This window comes from Bartonella sp. AP258QHHD (assembly GCF_042196145.1).
GTDB lineage: Bacteria > Pseudomonadota > Alphaproteobacteria > Rhizobiales > Rhizobiaceae > Bartonella.
This window is the reverse complement of the sequence record NZ_JBHIPR010000014.1, coordinates 106986-128333: the sequence shown is the minus strand read 5'-3', so window position 1 is coordinate 128333 and position 21348 is coordinate 106986. Positions and strand designations below refer to the sequence as shown.

Sequence of the window (21348 nt, the reverse complement as noted above, 5' to 3'; positions counted from 1 at the left end):
ATAACAATGGGACACTATGACGTGCATAATACCTTTCATAAAGTGCTTTTTTTCTCAAAAAGAGAAAAAAGATCATTTTATTAATACGGATTTTCCTCTTCGTGCAATTTATAAGGTACAGGAAGATCTTTATAACTTAGGGCATGATATAGCTTCTGGTAAAGAAATTTTACTCCCTGAATATGAAGGAGTAGGAGATTTTCGCAAGAGATTGAATGAAAATGCTAAACTTATTCTTCATGCCTTTCATACCAGTGATTTTGCTGCTCGAAATGATGAAACCATCGCACCATCTGCTCAATGGCTCATTGATAATCATTACACCATTGATAAAACCATACAAAAGCTACGTCGTAATCTACCCAAGTCCTTCATAAAGCAACTTCCTCTTTCTACACACAAAGCCGGAATACCACGAATTTTTGCTTTAACTTGGCTTTATATTGCGCATACCGATAGCAGCTTTTCACAAGAAACACTCATGGCTATGACCAACGGATTTCAAGAAGTTTGTGCGCTCACAATTGGTGAATTGTGGGCTCTTCCTTCAGTTATGCAAATGCTGCTCATTGAAAATGGCCGTCGTCTTTCAGTACGTATCGAAAAAGCGCGACATATGCGCCATCTTGCTAGTCAAGTAGCTGATAAAATTTCTCTTTTAGAAAATAAAACAAATCTACACTCTCTTTTTACGCAGTATAAACCATTTACTGTTGATCCAACTTTTTCAGCACATTTATTCTATCGCCTGCGCAGTGCATCTGTCGATTCAACCGTAGCATTAACTTGGCTTGAAAAGCAATTGAAAAGCCAAGGCAGTAGCTTAGAGATTGCAACAGCTGATGAACATACCCGACAAGCAGCAGATGGTGTGACCATGGGAAATATTATCTGTTCTCTTAAAGCTATAGATGATGTTGATTGGACAGCATGGTTTGAAACAGTGAGTTGTGTCGATTCTATTTTGCGTAAAAATAGTGATTTTTCTGAAATTGATGCTCACTCACGCAATATTTATCGACAAGTCATTGAAAAAGTTTCTCGCTTTTCGCCTCTTAGTGAACTGGAAGTTGCACATAAAGTTGTAGAAATGGCAAATTCCACTTCTAAAGATATGCCTCATCATTCTTGTGTGGGGTGGTACCTTGTTGATGATGGTCGTGGCATATTTGAAAAGGCTTGTGGGTATATTCCGCCCTTTCTCATAAAATGGACACGCGCTTCCTGTTGCTCAAAATTGAGAGTCATCGCCGTTCCTGTCTCTCTTCTGACGCTTGCTCTTTTGCTGGTAATTTACGCCCTTTTACAGCTATCTGGCATGACACAATGGATGTCTTTTTGCTTTACTGGATTGGCGCTTTTTCCTGCTATCGATGCTGCTTTTGCTTTATTTAACACTGTTGTTTCGTGGTTTGTCCCATCAAAACAACTCATTGGTTATGAATATAAAGAAGGTATTCCAAAACATGCACGGACAATGGTTGTTGTACCTACTTTGATGACATCACGCGCTGACATTGATGAACAAGTGCGCAATCTTGAAGTGCACTATCTTTCCAATCCTAAAGGTGCCATTCATTTTGCACTCATTACAGATTGGGTGGATGCTCCATTGAGAGAAACGCAAGATGATCTTGATTTATTGCACTATGCGCAAAAGAGTATTGATAAACTCAATAGTCGTTATCATCGTGATGAACTTCCGCTTTTCTTCCTTTTACATCGCCGACGCCTTTATAATACAAGCGAAAAATGTTGGATGGGATGGGAACGAAAGCGAGGAAAACTTCATGAACTTAATCGGCTCTTAAGAGGCGATAAAAATACAAGCTTTTATCCTCCCAATCCACATCTTCCCATGGATTGCCGTTTTGTTATGACGCTGGATTGTGATACACGTCTTACTCCAGAGAGCGTCGCGAAACTTGTTGGAAAGCTTAACCATCCACTCAATTATCCCGTTTTTGATCCACAAAGTGGAAAGGTTGTAAAGGGCTATAGCATTTTACAACCACGCATTATTCCTTCTCTTACAACAGGAAAAAAAACATCAATTCTCCAACGGGTTTTTTCTATAAACCGTGGCATTGATCCTTATGTTTTTGCTGTTTCTGATACTTATCAAGATCTTTTAGGAGAAGGCACCTTTATCGGTAAAGGTCTTTATAATATTGATGCATTTGAACAAGCGCTTGATGGCAAAATTAAAGAAAATACTATTCTTAGCCATGATCTCTTAGAGGGAGGTTATGCTCGTACTGCTCTGGTAAGTAGCATAGAAGTCATTGAAGACTATCCAACCGCTTACAATATTGATGTTATGCGTTATCATCGTTGGGTCCGCGGTGATTGGCAGCTTTTGCCTTATCTTTTTCCCCACCGTCAAATAAGTTCCGTGACGCGTTGGAAAATGCAGGATAATTTACGTCGTTCTCTCACGCCACTTATGTGGTTAATCGCAGCATTTGCAGGATGGGCTTTTTTGTCTTTAAAGAGTGCAATCGTCTGGCAACTATTCTTGTTGTTTAGCTCCTTCATTTCACCCATTCTATGTGTATTAAAAACGCTTGTCTCATCCAATATAGATCATTCTTTGCGTGGACATTTTCAATTAATTTGGAACAAAATTGCTCTTACAAGCGCTGATATATTTCTTAAAACGACGTTTCTTGCTCATTCGGCGTATTTTATGACCGATGCGATTATTCGTACACTCTATCGTATGACGATTTCAAAACAGCATCTTCTTGAATGGAAAACTTCTGCCGCAACAAAATCAATACCCAATAGTTTGCGTTTCTATGTTTTTACAATGGCACCAGCATCGCTTATTGGTATTCTTACTATAGCACTCCCTCTTTTTTCTGATAGTTTTGCAAGCTTGGTTGCTTTGCCTTTTGGGATAGCATGGTTTTTTTCACCCTTCATTGCTTGGATTGTGAGTCAACCTTCAACCTTTCAAGATAGCCTTGATCTTTCTTCAAAAGATGAAAAAAAACTCCGTTCTATTGCACGTCGGACATGGCTTTATTATGCAACCTTTGTCAATGCACAAAACAACTATTTGCCTCCCGATAATTTTCAAGAAGATCCTGAACCTCTTGTTGCTCAACGTACATCGCCTACGAATATTGGGGTTTATCTCCTTTCTATTATTGCAGCACGTGATTTTGGCTGGATTGGTTTTGAAGAGACCATCACCCGTATTGAATGTACATTACGCTCTCTTACAAAAATGGAAAAGTTTCGTGGTCATCTCTATAATTGGTATGAAACGGATACACTCAGGCCTCTTTTACCTACTTATGTATCAACCGTTGATTCAGGAAATCTTGCCGGTCATTTGGTAACACTCTCTTCTGCTTTAAGTGAATGGGCTGAAAAACCGCCTCTTTTTTTCCAAAGTGATCGAGAAGGCTTATCGGATGTTCTTGCTATTCTTGAAGAAACTGTCAGAGAAATTCCAGATCATCAACCCAGTTTACGCTCTTTACGCCAAAAAATCGAAGAAAACATCACTCGTTTTCATGACTCTGTCTTCACTTTTTTAGAACAAGAAAATACGGTCCCTTCTCACATCATAGATCTTTCACTTGCAGCCCACGATATTGTGCACTTAGTCGGTGAACTTGACCACAAAATTCAAACGATAGAATCTGCTGGTGCGCTTTCTTGGGCTAAATGCCTTATCGACACCTGTAACGCTCATCATAATGATGCGACTGCTCATTGTGATACTGAAAAATTAAGTAAAAAACTAAACAGGCTGGCTATAATGGCACGGCAAATAGCCTTTGATATGAAATTTGACTTTTTAGAACAGCCTAAACGGCATCTCTTATCCATAGGATATCGTGTTCAAGAAAACAAACTCGATGAAAATTGTTATGACCTACTTGCTTCAGAAGCACGTCTTGCAAGCTTTTTTGCCATCGCAAAAGGAGATATAAAACTTAAACATTGGTTTCGTCTTGGTCGACTTCTCGTACCCATAGGTGGGAAAGGTGCACTCCTATCATGGTCTGGATCAATGTTTGAATATCTTATGCCATCTCTCGTAATGCATGAACCTTTAGGATCTCTCCTAGATCAAACAAATCGATTGATTATTCGTTGTCAAATACAATATGCCCATAAACGGGAATTGCCATGGGGTATTTCAGAAGCCGCATTTAATGCTCGCGATCATTTAATGAATTACCAATACGCTCATTTTGGTGTTCCAAACCTCGGACTCCAACGTGGTCTTTCACGCAATGCTGTCATTGCTCCCTATGCCAGCCTTCTAGCGGCACAATATGCTCCTGCTTGCGCTGTCGCTAATTTAAAACGACTCCGTGATCTTGGAGCTTTAGGAACATATGGTTATTATGACTCTGTTGATTTTACTCCAACACGTGTGAAAACAGGGGAAAAATACGCCATTGTACGCAATTATTATGCGCATCATCATGGCATGTCTATTCTTGCTCTTAACAATGTTATTTTTCAAGGGCGAATGCGTGATCGTTTTCACCGTGATCCCGTTATTGAAGCAACACAATTGCTCTTACAGGAAAGAGCGCCTCATCTCATTCCTATTATTCATACCAAAGCTGTTAATCGTATGCGCAATAAGTCTCAAGCATTTGACGCAGCCCCTTTGCGCATTATTACAAACCCGTTACTCAAACCACGAGCAACTTTACTTTTGTCTAATGGCTTTTATTCTACCATGTTAACAGCGAACGGTTCTGGTTACAGTCGTTGGCACGATTATGCGATTACGCGCTTTATTCCTGATGCAACAGAAGATCAACAAGGTACTTTATTCTTCTTACGTGATACGCATAGTGGACGGTGGTGGTCTGTTACTGGTGAGCCAACACGTGTTATTGAAGAAGACGCTGTCAGCATTTTTACAGATGAAAAGGCTGAATATACAAAAATGGTTGATGGTATTAAATCAACACTTGAATGTCTTATTACATCTGAAGGATGTGGCGAAGGGAGACGTATTCAACTGATGAATACGACAAATAAAGACCGACTCATTGAAGTGACTTCTTATGGTGAATTAGCACTTGCCACGATGGATACAGACCAAGTTCATCCTGTTTTTTCTCGTATGTTTATAGAGACAGAAATTGCTGAGGAAGGCAAAACAATTTTTGCCAAAAGGCGTAAACGCTCACCTAGCGACCCTGATATTCATATTGCTCATTTTGTTTCTAGTACAACAGATACTCTCCAAGAGACAGAAGCTGAAACAGATCGCTCTCTGTTTATTGGTCGGGGGCGATCTATTCATCGTCCCGCTGCATTTGACCAAAATACTCGTTTTAGTAACAGTCAAGGTTGTGTTCTAGATCCTATTATGTCATTGCGCTGCTGTGTACAAATTCCAGCCCATGGCAAAGCAGAACTTATTTTTTGGACTTTCGCTGCTCATACAAAAGAAGCGTTGCATAATCATATTAAACATTATCGACAACCTGATATGTTTCAAAAAGAACTTTCAATGGCATGGACGCGCTCACAAGTTGCACTGTATCAGAGTGGAACTCAGCTTAAAGAAGCCATTGTTTATCAAAAATATGCAACACCGCTTATCTATCCAGACCGCACATGGCGTCTTCCTTCTGAAATATTAGCAAAAATGCTTGGAAAACAGTCTGATCTTTGGCCCATGTCCATTTCAGGAGACAATCCACTCTGTCTTCTTAGATTAAATAACGAGGGAAATATAACTGTACTGCGTGAGCTTCTTAAAGCACACGAATATTGGCGTATGCGCGGTCTTATTGTTGATTTGGTCATTCTCAATGAACAAACATTTTCTTATATACAAAGTACACAACGCGCTCTTGAGTGGGTCTGTGAATCTTATTATCACCACACGCAAAAAGCAGATGAACGCCAACATATTTTCATGCTTCGACGCGATCAAATGAGTGAACAGAGTTTTAAAACGCTTCTTGCATCAGCGCGTATCGTTCTTGATGCCCAAAATGGCTCTTTATCTGAACAACTTAAACGACTTGATGAGAATGATTTTAATCTCACAGTTCGTAAAAATTATCAAGAACCTTATGATCAATTAGACTTGCCAAGATATAACGAAGGACAGCAATTTACAACACAAACTGAACAAAATCTTTTTTCTTCCATTGGTCTTATTAGCCAACAAAAACCATCCTCTTTTCTCCCAAATGGAGAAGATCTAAGATATTGGAATGGTTACGGTGGTTTTAATCAGCACAATCATTATGTAATACGTCTTCATGGACGTACCACTACACCGCATCCGTGGATTAATGTCATTGCTAATCACAGATTTGGTTTTCATGTCTCTGCTGAAGGTGCAATTTTTACTTGGGCTAACAATAGCCGCGATTATCAACTAACTCCTTGGGCGAATGATCCAACGTCTAACCGACCAGGAGAAGCTCTTTATCTGGTTGATCGCCAGTCTTTAAAACGTTTCTCACCCGTTTCTACTGTTGAATGTGACGAAAATATTGTCTATGAGGCGTGTCATGGGTTTGGATTCTCAACTTTTAAATCAACACATTCAGAAATCGCATTAGAACTGACTCATACACTTGATCCCGAAAAACCTATTCGCTTTTCACGTCTTATCCTTACGAATGAAGGGAAAAAACCACGCAGTTTACGCCTTTATAATTATGTTGAATGGGTTTTGGGAAATGTCCGTACAAAATATGCCCCCTTTATTGTTTCCTCTTATGAGACCAGATGGGGTGCACATTTTATTCAAAATCCCTATCACATCGAGAAATCTCAACAAGTTACATTTTTATCAGCGTCCGAAATGCCAACCAGCACTACGACCAATCGCGCTGAATTTATTGGTGCAACGGGAACCGTAACACGTCCAAATGCGATCCGTAAAGCCGCTGCTCTTTCGAATACCATTGAAGCAGGATGTGATCCTTGTTCAGCATTCGCCTATGATATTGATCTTCAACCAGGGCAAACAAAAGAAATCATCTTCTATCTTGGCAGTGCTGAAAATAGGCAAGAAGCTGAAAAATTACTCAATCAAGTACGTGCAAGTGATTTTGAAATTCAGCTCACAAAACAAAAACAGCAATGGAGTGATTTTGTTTCTCCTTTCCAAGTCAAAACACCTGATGCTTCTTTTAATCTTATGGTCAACCATTGGCTTCCTTATCAAATCTACGCATGCCGCATCATGGCACGCGCAGGCTTTTACCAAGCGAGTGGTGCATTTGGTTTTCGTGACCAGTTACAAGATAGCTTGTCTTTGTTATTGCTGGAACCACAATTAGCACGTGAACAATTGTTAAATGCAGCAGCGCACCAATTTCTTGAAGGTGATGTGCAACATTGGTGGTTGCCTGACACAAATGCTGGTGTTCGTACATACATTTCTGATGATATCGTTTGGCTTGCATATGCAACAGCTCTTTATGTCACTACCACTGGTGATGACGCTTTTCTTGATACGCTCATTCCTTTTATTGAAGGTGATGTTCTCAAAAGTGGGCAACAGGATGCTTATTTTCAACCCACCCAATCCCCAAAGGTTGCAACAGTTTATGAACATTGTGTTTTAGCTTTAGACCTTGCCATTAAACGCTGCGGACCACATGGTCTCCCTCTTATTTTAGGTGGGGATTGGAATGATGGCATGAATTTGGTCGGTGTGGAAGGAAAAGGCGAAAGCATTTGGTTAGGATGGTTTCTTGGGTACACATTACAAGCATTTATCTCTTTAGCCAAAAAACGTGCTGACAATAGCCATATGCAAATATGGAGTACGTACCTTGAACATTTAACAAAATGCCTAGAGAAAAATGGTTGGGATGGTGCTTGGTATCGACGTGGTTATTTTGATGATGGAACACCTCTTGGCTCTAAAATCAATGATGAATGTCAAATTGATACCATTGCTCAATCTTGGGCTATCATTTCTCAAATGGCATCGCCTGAACGTCAAAAACAAGCAATGACATCAATGTTGGAACATCTCTATGATAAAAAAGGCGGACTCATTCGCCTTTTTTGGCCGCCTTTTGATAAAAGTACGCTCGAGCCTGGTTATATAAAAGGTTATCCTCCAGGAATTCGAGAAAATGGTGGTCAATACACGCATGGTGCCATTTGGAGTATTTTTGCGTTGGCTGAAATGGAACAAAACGATAAAGCTTATGCTTTATTTTCTATGATAAACCCAATTACCCATGGACAAGATCCTGAAATTTATCGTGTTGAACCTTATGTAATGGTCGCAGATATTTATGCTGTTGAACCACGATGTGGTCAAGGCGGTTGGACTTGGTATACAGGTTCAGCCGGTTGGTTTTATCGCGCCGCAACACAAGCTATTCTTGGAATACAGCGTCAGGGAGACCTATTGTTTTTGCAGCCACATTTACCCTCTATTTGGCCAAAATATGAAGCAACAATGAAGTTTTATGATGCCGTTTATTGCATTAAAGTAAAATGGGGACCTAAAAATATGCTCTATATTAATAGCAAAGAATATACCGAAGTTCATATAGGGATAAAGTTACAAAAAACAGGTCAGCATGAAATTATACGTATTGTCAAATCTTAAAGATTAAAGATGAAAAAAGAGAGCAGACTTTTTATTCTTGTCCAAAACTGTAGAGTTGTTATATTGCACCGCCTATATTAGCCGTGTTGGTGCATAATATTTTAGATTTTATGAAAATGAAAGAAAAAGGTTATGAATCATCCGGATATTGCTAGACGTGTTTACAATCACACTTGGAAACTTGATCCCATTATTCGGTCACTTCTTGATACGGATTTTTATAAGCTTCTAATGGTGCAGATGATTTGGGGGTTATATCCTAATGTTAATGTTACTTTTTCCCTCATAAATCGCTCTAAAACAATACGTCTTGCCGACGATATTGATGAGAGTGAATTGCGTGCCCAACTTGATCATGCTCTTAGTTTGCGCTTTACAAAAAAAGAAATGATTTGGCTTGCTGGTAATACATTTTATGGACGCAAACAAATTTTTGAACCGGATTTTCTTCAGTGGCTTGAGAATTTTCAACTTCCAGAATATGAACTCACCCGCAAAGATGGCCAATATATCCTTCATTTTCATGGACCCTGGGCCCATAGTTCCATGTGGGAAATTCCTGCCCTTGCTATTATTAGTGAATTACGTTCACGTGCTGCTCTCAAAAAACTAGATCGTTTTGCTCTTGATGTACTTTATGCGCGTGCTAAAGCAAAAATGTGGAGTAAAGTTGAACGTCTCAAAAAATTGCCTGATATTAAAATATCTGACTTTGGGACAAGGCGTCGCCATTCTTTTTTATGGCAGCGCTGGTGTGTGGAAGCATTAAAAGAAGGCATTGGTCATTCTTTTACTGGAACTTCTAATGTTCTTCTTGCCATGGATACGGATTTAGAAGCTCTTGGAACCAATGCACACGAATTGCCTATGGTTATTGCGGCTCTCAGCAACAATGATGATGAATTACGCAGAGCTCCGTATCAAGTCTTGCAAGATTGGAATCGTTATTATGGTGGAAATCTTCTCATTGTATTACCTGATACCTTTGGTACAGAAGAATTTTTACGCAATGCACCAGATTGGGTCGCTGATTGGACGGGTTTCAGACCCGATAGTGCGCCTCCTATTGAAGGTGGTGAACGTATTATTCAATGGTGGAAAGAAAAAGGAAAAGATCCACGCAAAAAACTTTTAATTTTTTCTGATGCTCTTGATGTCAATACAATTGAAAAAACCTATCATCATTTCCATGGTAAAGTGCGCATGAGTTTTGGATGGGGCACGGATCTTACCAATGATTTTACAGGCTGTGCACCTCAGGAAATCGAAACTCTTGATGCTCTTTCCCTTGTTTGTAAGGTGACCTATGCCAATGGTCGACCAGCCGTAAAACTTTCAGATAATCCTGAAAAAACGATCGGTGATTCAAAAGAAGTACAACGTTATCTCAATTTTTTTGGTAATAAAAAACGAATTGCTAGACCTATAAAGACATAGTTTCCGGTTCTTTAAAACAAGTATATTGATCCATCATATTGTTTATAAGATTGATTTTTGTCCTACCCTAAGGACGAGGATTCTTAACCTTTGCTGGTCTGTAAACAGTTCGGCTGTTTTTGAGCAGATTCTACTTGGCCTACCACGCATACGCTTCACTTACATAAGGCGCGATAGATAAGACTTAAAAATATTTACGACGCATTAAAAAAATACTTAACGGGCCAAGGAAGTTTAGCCAAGGAGATTTTCTCATTTTAACCCTGTTAAATCAAGCACACTCATCTCCTTGCATGTATGAAGGTTTTCAAGTTCTAAGGGTTATTGTTGTAGTTTGACAGTAGGTTTTATACTAAGTGGGAAGAGGTTGGATTAAGTAGGAATACGTGGTAATTTGTTGTTTTTATGTACAATTTTGACCATTCAATGCGCGTTTTATCAAAATAGATTTTGACACCTAAAATTGCAAAAATTACCGAAAATCAGAAAAAAGTGCGTTTCCATAAATAAAAATGAGAAAAGGCTTTCAAAACCCTTTGAGAACATCTTTAAACTCTTTGAAAAAATAAATTGGTACAAAATCTAGTGTCAAAATATACAAAACCAGATGACAAGCTATAATTGTAGCATTAGGAATTACTAAGGCAAAATTGGAGGATGACAAATAGCATGGTGACTATTGGTGTGCATTTTGAAAGGCAAGGATGATGGTGCTCAAATAGATTTTATACACGTTACAATGAGATTTTACTTTATCCATGTATGGTCTGCTATTATGAAATGAGTAAAGTGTTGGGAGATGTTTCATTAAAATAAATGTGTAAATAACATGATTTGGGAGACCTTTTGTTTTACGTGAGGGGCATGACTTTATTAAAAACAGAGAATGCAATAATATTTTTATTTCGAATAAGCTTTATACAAAGACAGAGAAATTATTTATTCGCATATTATAATAAGAATGCGTGTATATATAAAACCATTTGAAAAACTCTGTTGTTTCTTATGAATTATTCTTAAGTTAATAACAGATGTAACATTAAAGATTGATATAATAGACCGGCTTCTTAACTGTATAAGTATAAAAATGATGGTGTTTAGTAAGCTTTGTATTATATCCTCATTAAGAGATATGAAAACAAACGAAATGTCTTTTAGAAAGAAATGACTATCATATCAATGACTTTTTAATGATGTATATGTAGAGATTCATACAAACATGCTTTACAAAAATAATGACTCTCTTCCATGAATGTGATTTATCATTGTTTACCAAGTGAGAACATTTTGAGTGTTCATAAAAATTATTTCACAAACATATTATTAATTAATTGCGTTCAAAAAGCTTGCTATTTCATATGCATTTTGGAAATGGAGAGCTTATATTCAAAACTTAAAAGTTCTCATAGTTTTTACAAATAAGTTGAAGCTAAAAAGAGTATCCCATAAAGCCTTTTTTATCATTAGGAAGATGGACGTGTTACAATATAAATGGCAATCAGCAATAATATAACCGCAACAAGTAAAGAAATCCACAAAGGAGGGTGTAGCATTACAAAAAAGGATAAAAATCCTCCTGTCATACTCATCATTGCAAAAACTTTAACGAATGGAGAGATTGCTTTTTTTTCTTCCCATCGCTTAATAGGGGGACCAAAAATACGATGATTATTCAACCATTGATGAAAACGTGGAGAAGAACGCGTAAAACACCATGAGGCAACCAATAAAAAAGGCACAGTTGGCATAATAGGTAATACGACACCGATAATACCTAATATAACCATCGCCCACCCTGCTATATAATAGCAGATACGTAAAGGGTGCGATATCTTCAAATCTTTTTTCATTTTCTCGTACTATTTTCCTCTACGCAAAACCCTATACAAAAACATTGTATCTGTTTTTTTCTGTTTACATGTCTGAGTGTACAATTACGCTCTACCCCTTCATGCGTAAGTGTCTTTGCTGTTATAAGTTCCTTGAAAATACCGAATAGCTTACACAATATTATAATCATTTTAAATGATTTCAAGAAAAGAGGAGAGATTTTAGAAAAACAAAAAAATAAAAAGGCTGCAGAAAAAATCAATGCAGCCTCTTAATTAAGAATGCAGTGTTGTGGTGGGAGAAAATTTACTGCATTCACCTGCTAGATATTAGGAGGAAAAATAACCTAGCACCCCAAACTCTAATTAAAATAAAAATGAGAAACAATATATAAAAATGCATGGCTGATATGCATGAATTTTAACACTTTCAAGTCTCTTGAACTGTGTTTCGACGAAAGAAAATCATCATGAAAATAGCCATAAAAATCAACGTCAAGATCAACACAATTGTGGAAGCAGAATCAGAGCCGATAAATAAGCTGAGATAAATCCCTAAAAAACCAGAAAAAGCTGCAACAAGTATCGCGATCATTAACATAAAAGAAAACCGCTTTGTGACAAGATAGGCAATTGCTCCTGGTGCTATCAGTAAAGAAATAACGAGTACGATACCTACAGCTTTCAAAGCCGCAACAATTGTAAGAGAAATCATCGTTAGCAGGGTATAGTGGAGTAGAGATATTGGTAACCCCATTGCACGTCCTTGAACTGTGTCAAAAATATACAGCATAAAGTCGCGCCATTTTGCTGCTAAAATAAAAGTGACAACAGCAGAAATGATTGCCGTCTGCGTTATATCAAGCCAGTTAACACCCAAGAGATTACCAAATAGAATATGATTCAAATCTAAGCTACTATAAATAGACGTGGCTAAAACAAGCCCCAAACCAAACATTGAAGAAAAGACCACACCCATCACCGTGTCCTGTTTGATACGGCTATTGCTCCCTAAAAAACCCGTTAATAGTGCACACACCATTCCTGCAACAAAAGCACCGCAAGTAATCAAAGTCATTGTAATATTCTCTGGACGCATATGCTGAAACCAAGCAAATGGCAAAGAAGTTAAAAATGCGATTACCCATGGTGTTGTCATATAACCAACAACAACACCTGGAAAAACTGCATGAGAAATGGCATCGCCTAACAGCGCCCATCCTTTCAAAATAAGAAAACAGGAAAGCATCGCCATGGGAATAGAAAGAATCATGACAATAAGCATACCCTTAAGCATAAAAGAAAACTGAAACGGAAGCAGTAATTGATCAATCATGATAATATTACACCCTTTTTTGCCGCATTTATGCGTAAGCGCGCAGCAATAAACCCATGTTTAGGAGCAAAAATAAAAGCCAAAACAAATAAAGATGCTTGAAAAAGCACTACAACCCCACCCGTTTGTGCATTCAAAAAATAACTCACATAAACACCCAAGACACTTGTGAAGGTTCCAATTACAACTGCAATAACCAAGATGTTTACGAAACGATCACTTAAAAGATAGGCCGTTGCCCCAGGTGTCACAACAAGACAAATGACTAAGAACGCTCCAACGGTTTGCATCGCAGCAACGGTACAAGCGGCAAGCAATGTGAAAAAGAGAATCTTTAAAAATTTTACGTTTAATCCAATGGCATGCGCATGCGTTTCATCAAATAACGAAACAAGAAGATCTTTCCATTTCAAAAGCAATATAAGCAACGAAACAAAGCCGATAAAAGCCAATTGTAGAATATCTGTTGAACTCACTGCTAAAATATTTCCCAAAACAATCGTATCAATATTAACGGCCATTGGTTTTAATGATTTGAGAAACAACCCAAAGGCAAAAAAGGAAGAAAAAATGAGCCCAATAATGGTATCTTCTTTAAGCTTTGTCCGATGGTTAAAAAAGAGCATTGCTGCTGCTGCAAGACCACCAGAAAAAAAAAGCGCCGAGTGAAAAAGGTAACCCTAAAAGGTAAGCTCCTGCTACACCAGGAACAATCGAATGGGAAAGTGCATCACCAATCAATGACCAACCTTTTAACATCAAAAAAGCCGAAAGAAAGGCACAAACACACCCAACTAACCCAGAAACCCACATTGCATTCACCATATATTGATAGCTCAGTGGCTCAAGCAACCAAGAAATCATGCAACGTGCTCCACTCTTTCAATATCTTCACAAGCTGCAGACTGCTTTCTTCCCATGAAAACATCATTTTTTTTTGCGCTTTGAAGGTCAAAAATATGGTGGTGCAAAGATCCTCCAAAAGTTTTTTCCAGATTTTGCTTTGTAAAGATTTTTTCAGTTAATCCGGAAGCTAACACTGTTCCTTTTATTAAAACCGTATGATCACAAAATTCACGAACAGAACCCAAATTGTGAGTTGAAACCAAGATCACAGCTCCTTCTTTACGAAGATCTTGTAACAAAGCAATGATTTTATCTTCTGTTGTAACGTCAACCCCTGTAAACGGCTCATCTAATAAAATAGCTTTTGCTTTCTGTGCAAGAGCGCGTGCTAGAAAAACACGCTTTTTCTGTCCACCAGAAAGTTCTCCAATTTGGCGCTTGGCAAAAGCCAGCATATCAACACGTTCTAAGGCAATACGAACGGCTTCATAATCTTGTGTACGGGCATAGCGAAAGAAATTCATATGACCGTACCGCCCCATCAATACAACATCTTCAACCAAGACAGGAAAATTCCAATCAACATCTTCACTTTGAGGAACATAAGCAATAAGATTTTTTTCAAAGCTACATCAACGGGCAAATCAAACATGCGAATTTTTCCCTTTGAGGGGCGTACAAACCCCATAATCGCTTTAAATAACGTTGACTTACCGGATCCATTAACACCAACCAATGCCGTAATAGAACCCTTTGGACTTTCAAAATTCACTTCGCGTAAAGCTGTATGTCCATTACGATATGTTACCGTTACTCCTTGGGCAAAAATTCCACATTCCGTCATTGGTTTTTTACTCCCTCTACTAAAGCATTGCTAATACGCCCACTCGTGACACGTAATAAATCAATATAAGTGGGTACCTCACCATTTTTCTCACTTAAAGAATCAACATAAAGAACACCACCGTATTTAGCTCCTGTTTCTCTGGCAACCTGCTTAGCAGGCGCAGGGGAAATAGTGCTTTCAGAAAAAACTGCATGAATATTGTATTTGCGAACCATATCAATAACATGCTTGACCTGCTGTGGTGTTCCTTGTTGGTCAGCATTGATGGGCCATAAATAAAGTTCTTTTAGATCAAAATCACGCGCCAAATAGCTAAAAGCCCCCTCACTGGTCACAAGCCAACGTTTATCTTGCGGTACAGCTTCTAATTCAGCCCTAATTGGATCAATTGTTGCACGAATTTTCTGTTTATAAATTTCAGCATTCTGTTTATAAATTTCAGCATGTTCAGGATCATATTTTACAAAAGCATCGCGAATATTATCAACGTAAATCAAAGCAGAGGTCGGTGACATCCACGCATGAGGATTGGGTTTACCGCTAAAGGGGCCCTCACCAATTTTAATGGGTACAATACCTTTTGAAACAACAACACTTGGAACATCCTTGATATTTTGAAAAAACTTTTCAAACCAAAGCTCTAACTCTAAACCATTCCACAATACAAGGTTAGCTCCCTGAGCACGCATAAGATCGCGTGGGGTGGGTTGGTATTCATGAATTTCCGCACCTGGTTTTGTAATGGATTCAACATCAGCGGCATCACCTGCTACATTGCGTGCCATATCAGCAATGATAGTGAATGTCGTAACAGCTTTAAATTTACCAGCACACAAAGCAAAATTGGGTGTACAAAAAATAACACTTCCAAAAACTATGGTGAAAAACGTTCTTACGTTCATTGATTCTCTCTTTCCTTTATATGCCTTCTTTTTATTGCAAATAATTTGCATTATCATTTAGCAATAGCAGTTATCTTTTACATTTGCAATGAAGGATTAAGAGAAAAAATAACTTTTCAAGATGTTTAAAAACAGTTTTTTCATATTGAAAAAACTGATGATTTAAGCAGCTTGTTTTGGTAATAAAATCCCCTTTCAAGAAGCTCTATAGCTCTTGAGTGCTAAACAAAAAGGGAGTACTCAAACAAGCTCCCACTTCATGTAAAATATCTCATAAAAAATGAGAATACTCAGTAGCGTAAATATGCACCTGTCATTTTGGTAACATTATCCACGATCTTTGAGGCAAGCTTTTCTAAATCTTCATCTGTTAAAGTCCGTTCTATGGGCTGAATAGTTACTTCAATTGCAACAGATTTTTTATCTTCACCAAAGCTTAAATCTTCAAAAATATCAAAAACCTGCACTGAATGAATAAGTTTTTTATCGGCTCCACTTGCCGCCCGAATAATAAGAGAAGAGGCAACAGTTTTATCCGCTATAAAGGCAAAATCACGCCGCACCATTTGAAAAGGTGAGAGTTTCAAAGGAGGACGGCTTTTGGTCGTTTTTTTCTTTGATTCTGGAATTCGATCTAGAAAAATTTCAAAGCCGCATAAAGGGCCACTGACATCTAACTTTTCTAATGTAGCAGGATGAAAAACACCAAAAAAACCAAGAATAATCTTTGATCCAAGTTTTATGACACCTGAACGACCAGGATGATACCAATCCGGTGCTCCAACTTCAATCTGCACTTTCCCAACATCCATATCGCATGCTTCTAAAATAGCTAAAGCATCTGCTTTGGCATCAAAAACATCAACGACGGTTGCATTTCCATTCCAAAAACGCCCAGCCCCTTTAAATTGCTCTGTTCCGCGACGAATTCCACTAACAACACGGTGTTGTTTATCAGGGGTGTCGCCCTCATAAATACTTGAAACTTCAAACAAAGCAAGATCGGAAAAACCACGATCAGCATTTCTTTGTGCCGCCATAATCAAGCCAGGTAAAAGGGAAGGACGCATCATTGACATATCAGCAGCAATAGGATTAACTAATTTAAGCTCTTCTTGACCTCCTCCAAAAGCAAGAGCTTGATTTTCAGAAATAAAAGACCATGTCACCGCTTCTTTCATACCACGTTGCACTAGAGCCAAACGTGTAGCACGTGAACGAATTTGTGCGCATGTTAAAATTTGATCTTTTCCTTCTGCAAAGTTTTCCAAAGGAATAGGTTTAATTTTATCTAACCCATAAATTCTCATAACCTCTTCCACCAAATCGGCTTTACCCATAATATCAGGGCGCCATGATGGTACTTTTACCGTAACGACTTCTCCTTTTCCTTCAACAAAAAATCCAAGTTTTGTTAAAATAGAGATGACTTTTTCAGGTTCTATTTCCAAATTTGTTAAACGTTTAATTTCAGAAAAAGGAAAAGCGATCTGTTTGATTTCTTGTTGCTGATAGCCAACGATCTTCTTTTTAGATACTTCACCACCACAAAGACGTAAGACCAATTCTGTTGCAATCTCAAGTCCTGTTTCTATAAAAGCCGGGTCAACACCTCGTTCAAATCGATAACGTGCATCACTAATAAGACCTAATGCTCTTCCTGTTTGTGCAATGCTTCGCGCATCCCAAAGCGCCGATTCAATAATAATGCGATGTGTTGTTTCATCACAACTCGTTCTTTCACCGCCCATGATACCGGCAATCGAAACAACCCCCTCGTCATCTGCAATGACACAATTCTTAGGGCCCAGATGATAGATTTTTCCGTTCAGTGCTTGAAGCTGCTCTCCTTCACGCGCGCAACGTACACACAAATTACCTTTAATTTTATCTGCATCAAAAACATGGAGCGGACGACCAAGGTCAAAACTGATGTAATTGGTCATATCAACAAGCGCATTAATCGGTCTCAGACCAATTGCATTCAAACGCTGTTGCATCCACTGTGGTGATGCACCATTTTGAACATTGCGCACTTCACGCCAAGCAAAACCTAAACATAATGATGAATCTTGCGAAAAATCTAATGAAACATCGAGAGGTGTTTCAAAGGAAGGATCAAATTTTGACAAGGATAATTCTTTTAATTTTCCCATTCCAGCGGCAGCAAGATCACGTGCAATACCACGAACACCTGTGCAATCGGAACGATTAGGGGTCAAACCAATATCAATAACCGGATCATCTAAACCAGCATAAGCTGCAAATGAACCTCCAATAGGTGCATCTTCTGGAAGTTCAATAATCCCATCATGCTCATTTGATAATTCAAGCTCCGCTTGTGAACACATCATCCCAAAACTTTCAACACCTCGGATTTTTCCTACAGATAATGTTACATCAAGTCCTAGAATATAAGTGCCTGGTAGTGCCAGAACACCAACAAGACCTGCGCGTGCATTTGGTGCTCCACAGACAACTTGAACAGGTGTGGAAGTCCCTGTATCGACTGATAAAATTTGAAGTTTATCTGCATCAGGATGCTTTATTGCTGTTAAAACTTTTGCAATCACAAAACCTTTTAAAGAAGACCGATCATCAACGTAATCAACCTCAAGACCTATAGCGGTTAATTTTTCACAAATTTCATTCAAAGATGCATTTGTTTCTAAGTGATCTTTTAACCAGGACAATGTAAACTTCATTTTAAAACCTCACATGAAAGCGATGACTAAGATCACACATTTCTATTAGGAAAAAAAGCAGGCATATCAAAGCAACGAAAGCCATAATGGTCTAACCAACGCAGGTCAGCATCAAAAAAAGCCCGCAAATCAGGCATACCGTATTTCAACATGGCAATACGATCAATGCCCATGCCCCATGCAAAACCTTGATATTCATCTGGATCTAAACCAACATTTTTCAACACCTGGGGATGCACCATTCCGCATCCTAAAATTTCCAACCAATCCTGCCCTTCTCCGAACTTTACTTCTGAACCAGAACGATCACATTGAATATCTACCTCCATAGATGGTTCGGTAAAAGGGAAAAAAGAGGGACGAAAACGCATTTTTACAGAGGGAACTTCAAAAAATGCTTTACAAAAAGTTTCATGCAGCCACATCATATGTGCAATGGTGGAGGTTTTATCAATGACAAGACCCTCGACCTGATGGAACATGGGAGAATGTGTTGCATCCGAATCCATGCGGTAAGTTTTTCCAGGAATAATGATTCGTATCGGTGCTTTTTGTTTTTCTAGTGTGCGAATTTGTACGGGTGATGTATGGGTTCGCAATAATTTTCGTTCTCCCATTTTATCAACATCAAAAAAGAAGGTATCATGCATTTCACGCGCTGGATGCCCTTCAGGAAAATTCAATGCTGTAAAATTATAATAATCTGTTTCAATATCAGGTCCCTCTGCAAGAGAAAAACCCAACTTTGTATAAATGGCAATAATTTCCTCAATCACTTGTGAAATAGGATGAATGCGTCCCCGTTCTATAGGTGAAGAGCGAACAGGCAAGGTAACATCAACTGTTTCACGAGAAAGACGGGCATCCATTGCCTGTCTTTTCAGAAGATCACGCTTTTGTGCCCATAATTCTAAAATGCGATTTTTTAATCCATTAAGAACTGGTCCAACTTTATGGCGCTCGCCAGCATCCATTTTTCCTAATTCTTTTAATTTTTCAGAGATACTACCTTTTTTACCCAATGCTGCAATACGCACTTCTTCAAGTGCTTGTTCATCACCTGCTGCCTCTAAGGCTAAACAAATTTCTTGTTCCAGACGCTCAATATCATTCATATTTTTGCCTATTTTTTAATAAAGAAAAACCCGCACTCGCAATAGCCAGCACGGGACCTCGAATAAATGAATGCTTTAAGAGAACACGACTGGCTTATTTGACAGCGCCTTCGAAAGCATTAGGTGTCGTATCTTTTAAATATTCTAAAGCTTTTTTTGCCGAAGCAACTAAAGCAGAAAATGCTTCTGCCTCATGGATTGCTATATCTGAAAGAACCTTACGATCAACCTCAATACCGGCTTTTGATAAGCCATCAATAAAACGTCCATAAGTTAAACCTTCTGCGCGAACAGCCGCATTAATTCTCTGAATCCACAAAGCACGGAAAGTACGTTTCCTATTTTTGCGGTCACGATAAGCGTATTGCTTTGAACGATCAACCGCTGCTTTAGCTGCACGAATGGTATTTTTACGACGACCGTAAAAACCTTCAGCCTGTTTAAGAACTTTTTTGTGCTTAGCGTGTGCTGTCACACCTCTTTTCACACGAGCCATATTATAATCTCCTCAAAATCAAAAGCGTAAGGTTTAAATACCATTCGGCAAATAATGCTGAATGACTTTTTTAGCATCTTGTTCACACAAAACCATTGTTCCACGTGCATCGCGAATAAATTTATTCGAACGCTTAATCATGCCGTGGCGCTTACCGGCAGCTGCTACTTTAATTTTGCCTGACGCAGTGATTTTAAACCGCTTTTTAGCGGATGATTTGGTCTTCATCTTGGGCATTTTGCTACTCCGTACATTAATTTATTCAATCAAACATTTTATTCACTCAAGCGGACCAACGCTTGAACAAGCATTTAAACAGCCACGGCATGCCCTGCCGGGCGGCTCTTAAAGACGTTTTCATAAGCTAGTATACACAAAATAGCAAGACCGTATTACAAAAAAATCGGCGCTCCATTGCCGTGAAGCTCAACCAAAGGTGCTGGAATTGCATTTGTTTTGATGGCTGCTTTACATAAATCGGCAATAATGCATTGCGTACATTGTGGTTTACGGGCTTGACAAATATAGCGACCATGTAAAATCAGCCAATGATGCGCATGGCGAATATAATGAACCGGTATAATCTTTAATAATTTTTTCTCAACAATTTCTGGTGTTTTTCCAGGCGCCAAACCAAGACGATTGCTTAAGCGAAAAATATGTGTATCTACTGCCAATGTAGGCTGACCAAAAGCAACATTCAAGACCACATTAGCCGTTTTGCGCCCCACTCCAGGAAGGGCCATGAGTGCTTCACGCGTATCGGGTACTTGACCGCCATAATAATCAATTAAACAGTTGCAAAGCGCATAAACATTACGTGCTTTTGCACGCCAAAGGCCAATTGAACGGATATGATTTGCTATTTCTTCTTCCCCTAATGCAACCATTTTTTCCGGTTGATCAGCAAGGCAAAATAATTCTTTTGTCGCTTTATTAACGCTTACATCTGTCGCTTGAGCCGAAAGCACAACGGCAACTAAAAGTGTAAAAGTATTTATGTAGTTAAGATCACTCTTAGGTGTTGGGCGTTGCACAGAAAAACGGCGAAATATTTCCGCAATTTCATCTTTATTATACAATATACTAGATAAATTTCGCACCTTTGATAATTTTATGTTACTTTGAGGCATTGAACTCTCTTAAATCTTCTCTCTTGAAGTTATCATTCACGCTCGCCATATGAGAGGAGTGCAGCGAACACTTTTATAGAGTTTGGTCAAGTAAAGCCGTTTTAAAGAGGATACT

At 38.6% G+C, this 21348-nt stretch carries 10 protein-coding genes and 2 pseudogenes; 2 read left to right on the top strand and 10 right to left on the bottom strand.

The window, feature by feature from the left end:
* The first annotated feature begins 16 nt into the window (after positions 1-16).
* Positions 17-8587, top strand: a complete 8571-nt coding sequence (locus ACFIMM_RS01535) for a GH36-type glycosyl hydrolase domain-containing protein (protein WP_375682587.1) — start codon at positions 17-19, stop codon at positions 8585-8587.
* 132 nt (positions 8588-8719) lie between these two features.
* Complete coding sequence (gene pncB / locus ACFIMM_RS01530; protein WP_375611404.1) at positions 8720-10024, top strand: nicotinate phosphoribosyltransferase; 1305 nt, start codon at positions 8720-8722, stop codon at positions 10022-10024.
* 1463 nt (positions 10025-11487) lie between these two features.
* Here pncB and ACFIMM_RS01525 read toward each other — a convergent pair.
* The 10 genes and pseudogenes from ACFIMM_RS01525 to nth form a co-directional block, all read right to left on the bottom strand.
* Positions 11488-11874: a YbaN family protein gene (locus ACFIMM_RS01525; RefSeq protein WP_375611405.1), complete on the bottom strand. Its 387-nt coding sequence runs from the start codon at positions 11872-11874 to the stop codon at positions 11488-11490.
* Between the two features lie 409 nt (positions 11875-12283).
* Complete coding sequence (locus tag ACFIMM_RS01520; protein WP_273790250.1) at positions 12284-13189, bottom strand: metal ABC transporter permease; 906 nt, start codon at positions 13187-13189, stop codon at positions 12284-12286.
* Positions 13186-14053, bottom strand: a pseudogene (locus tag ACFIMM_RS01515) (metal ABC transporter permease). The gene ACFIMM_RS01520 and the pseudogene ACFIMM_RS01515 overlap by 4 nt, the downstream one beginning before the upstream one ends.
* Positions 14050-14879, bottom strand: a pseudogene (locus tag ACFIMM_RS01510) (manganese/iron ABC transporter ATP-binding protein). The pseudogenes ACFIMM_RS01515 and ACFIMM_RS01510 overlap by 4 nt, the downstream one beginning before the upstream one ends.
* Positions 14876-15784: a metal ABC transporter substrate-binding protein gene (locus ACFIMM_RS01505; RefSeq protein WP_375692585.1), complete on the bottom strand. Its 909-nt coding sequence runs from the start codon at positions 15782-15784 to the stop codon at positions 14876-14878. Before ACFIMM_RS01505 ends, ACFIMM_RS01510 begins: the two are co-directional and overlap by 4 nt.
* Before the next feature lie 290 nt (positions 15785-16074).
* Positions 16075-18489 (bottom strand): phenylalanine--tRNA ligase subunit beta, encoded by a 2415-nt coding sequence (pheT, locus tag ACFIMM_RS01500; protein WP_375649122.1) that lies wholly within the window; start codon positions 18487-18489, stop codon positions 16075-16077.
* Between the two features lie 32 nt (positions 18490-18521).
* Positions 18522-19604: a phenylalanine--tRNA ligase subunit alpha gene (gene pheS / locus ACFIMM_RS01495; RefSeq protein ID WP_375612817.1), complete on the bottom strand. Its 1083-nt coding sequence runs from the start codon at positions 19602-19604 to the stop codon at positions 18522-18524.
* Positions 19605-19698: 94 nt separating this feature from the next.
* A complete protein-coding gene (rplT, locus tag ACFIMM_RS01490) occupies positions 19699-20100 on the bottom strand; it encodes a 50S ribosomal protein L20 (protein ID WP_012754515.1) in 402 nt (133 codons plus the stop codon).
* Positions 20101-20133: 33 nt separating this feature from the next.
* Complete coding sequence (rpmI, locus tag ACFIMM_RS01485; RefSeq protein WP_183193590.1) at positions 20134-20337, bottom strand: 50S ribosomal protein L35; 204 nt, start codon at positions 20335-20337, stop codon at positions 20134-20136.
* A 155-nt stretch (positions 20338-20492) separates the two neighbouring features.
* A complete protein-coding gene (gene nth / locus ACFIMM_RS01480) occupies positions 20493-21233 on the bottom strand; it encodes an endonuclease III (protein ID WP_375611411.1) in 741 nt (246 codons plus the stop codon).
* Between the last annotated feature and the right edge of the window lie 115 nt (positions 21234-21348).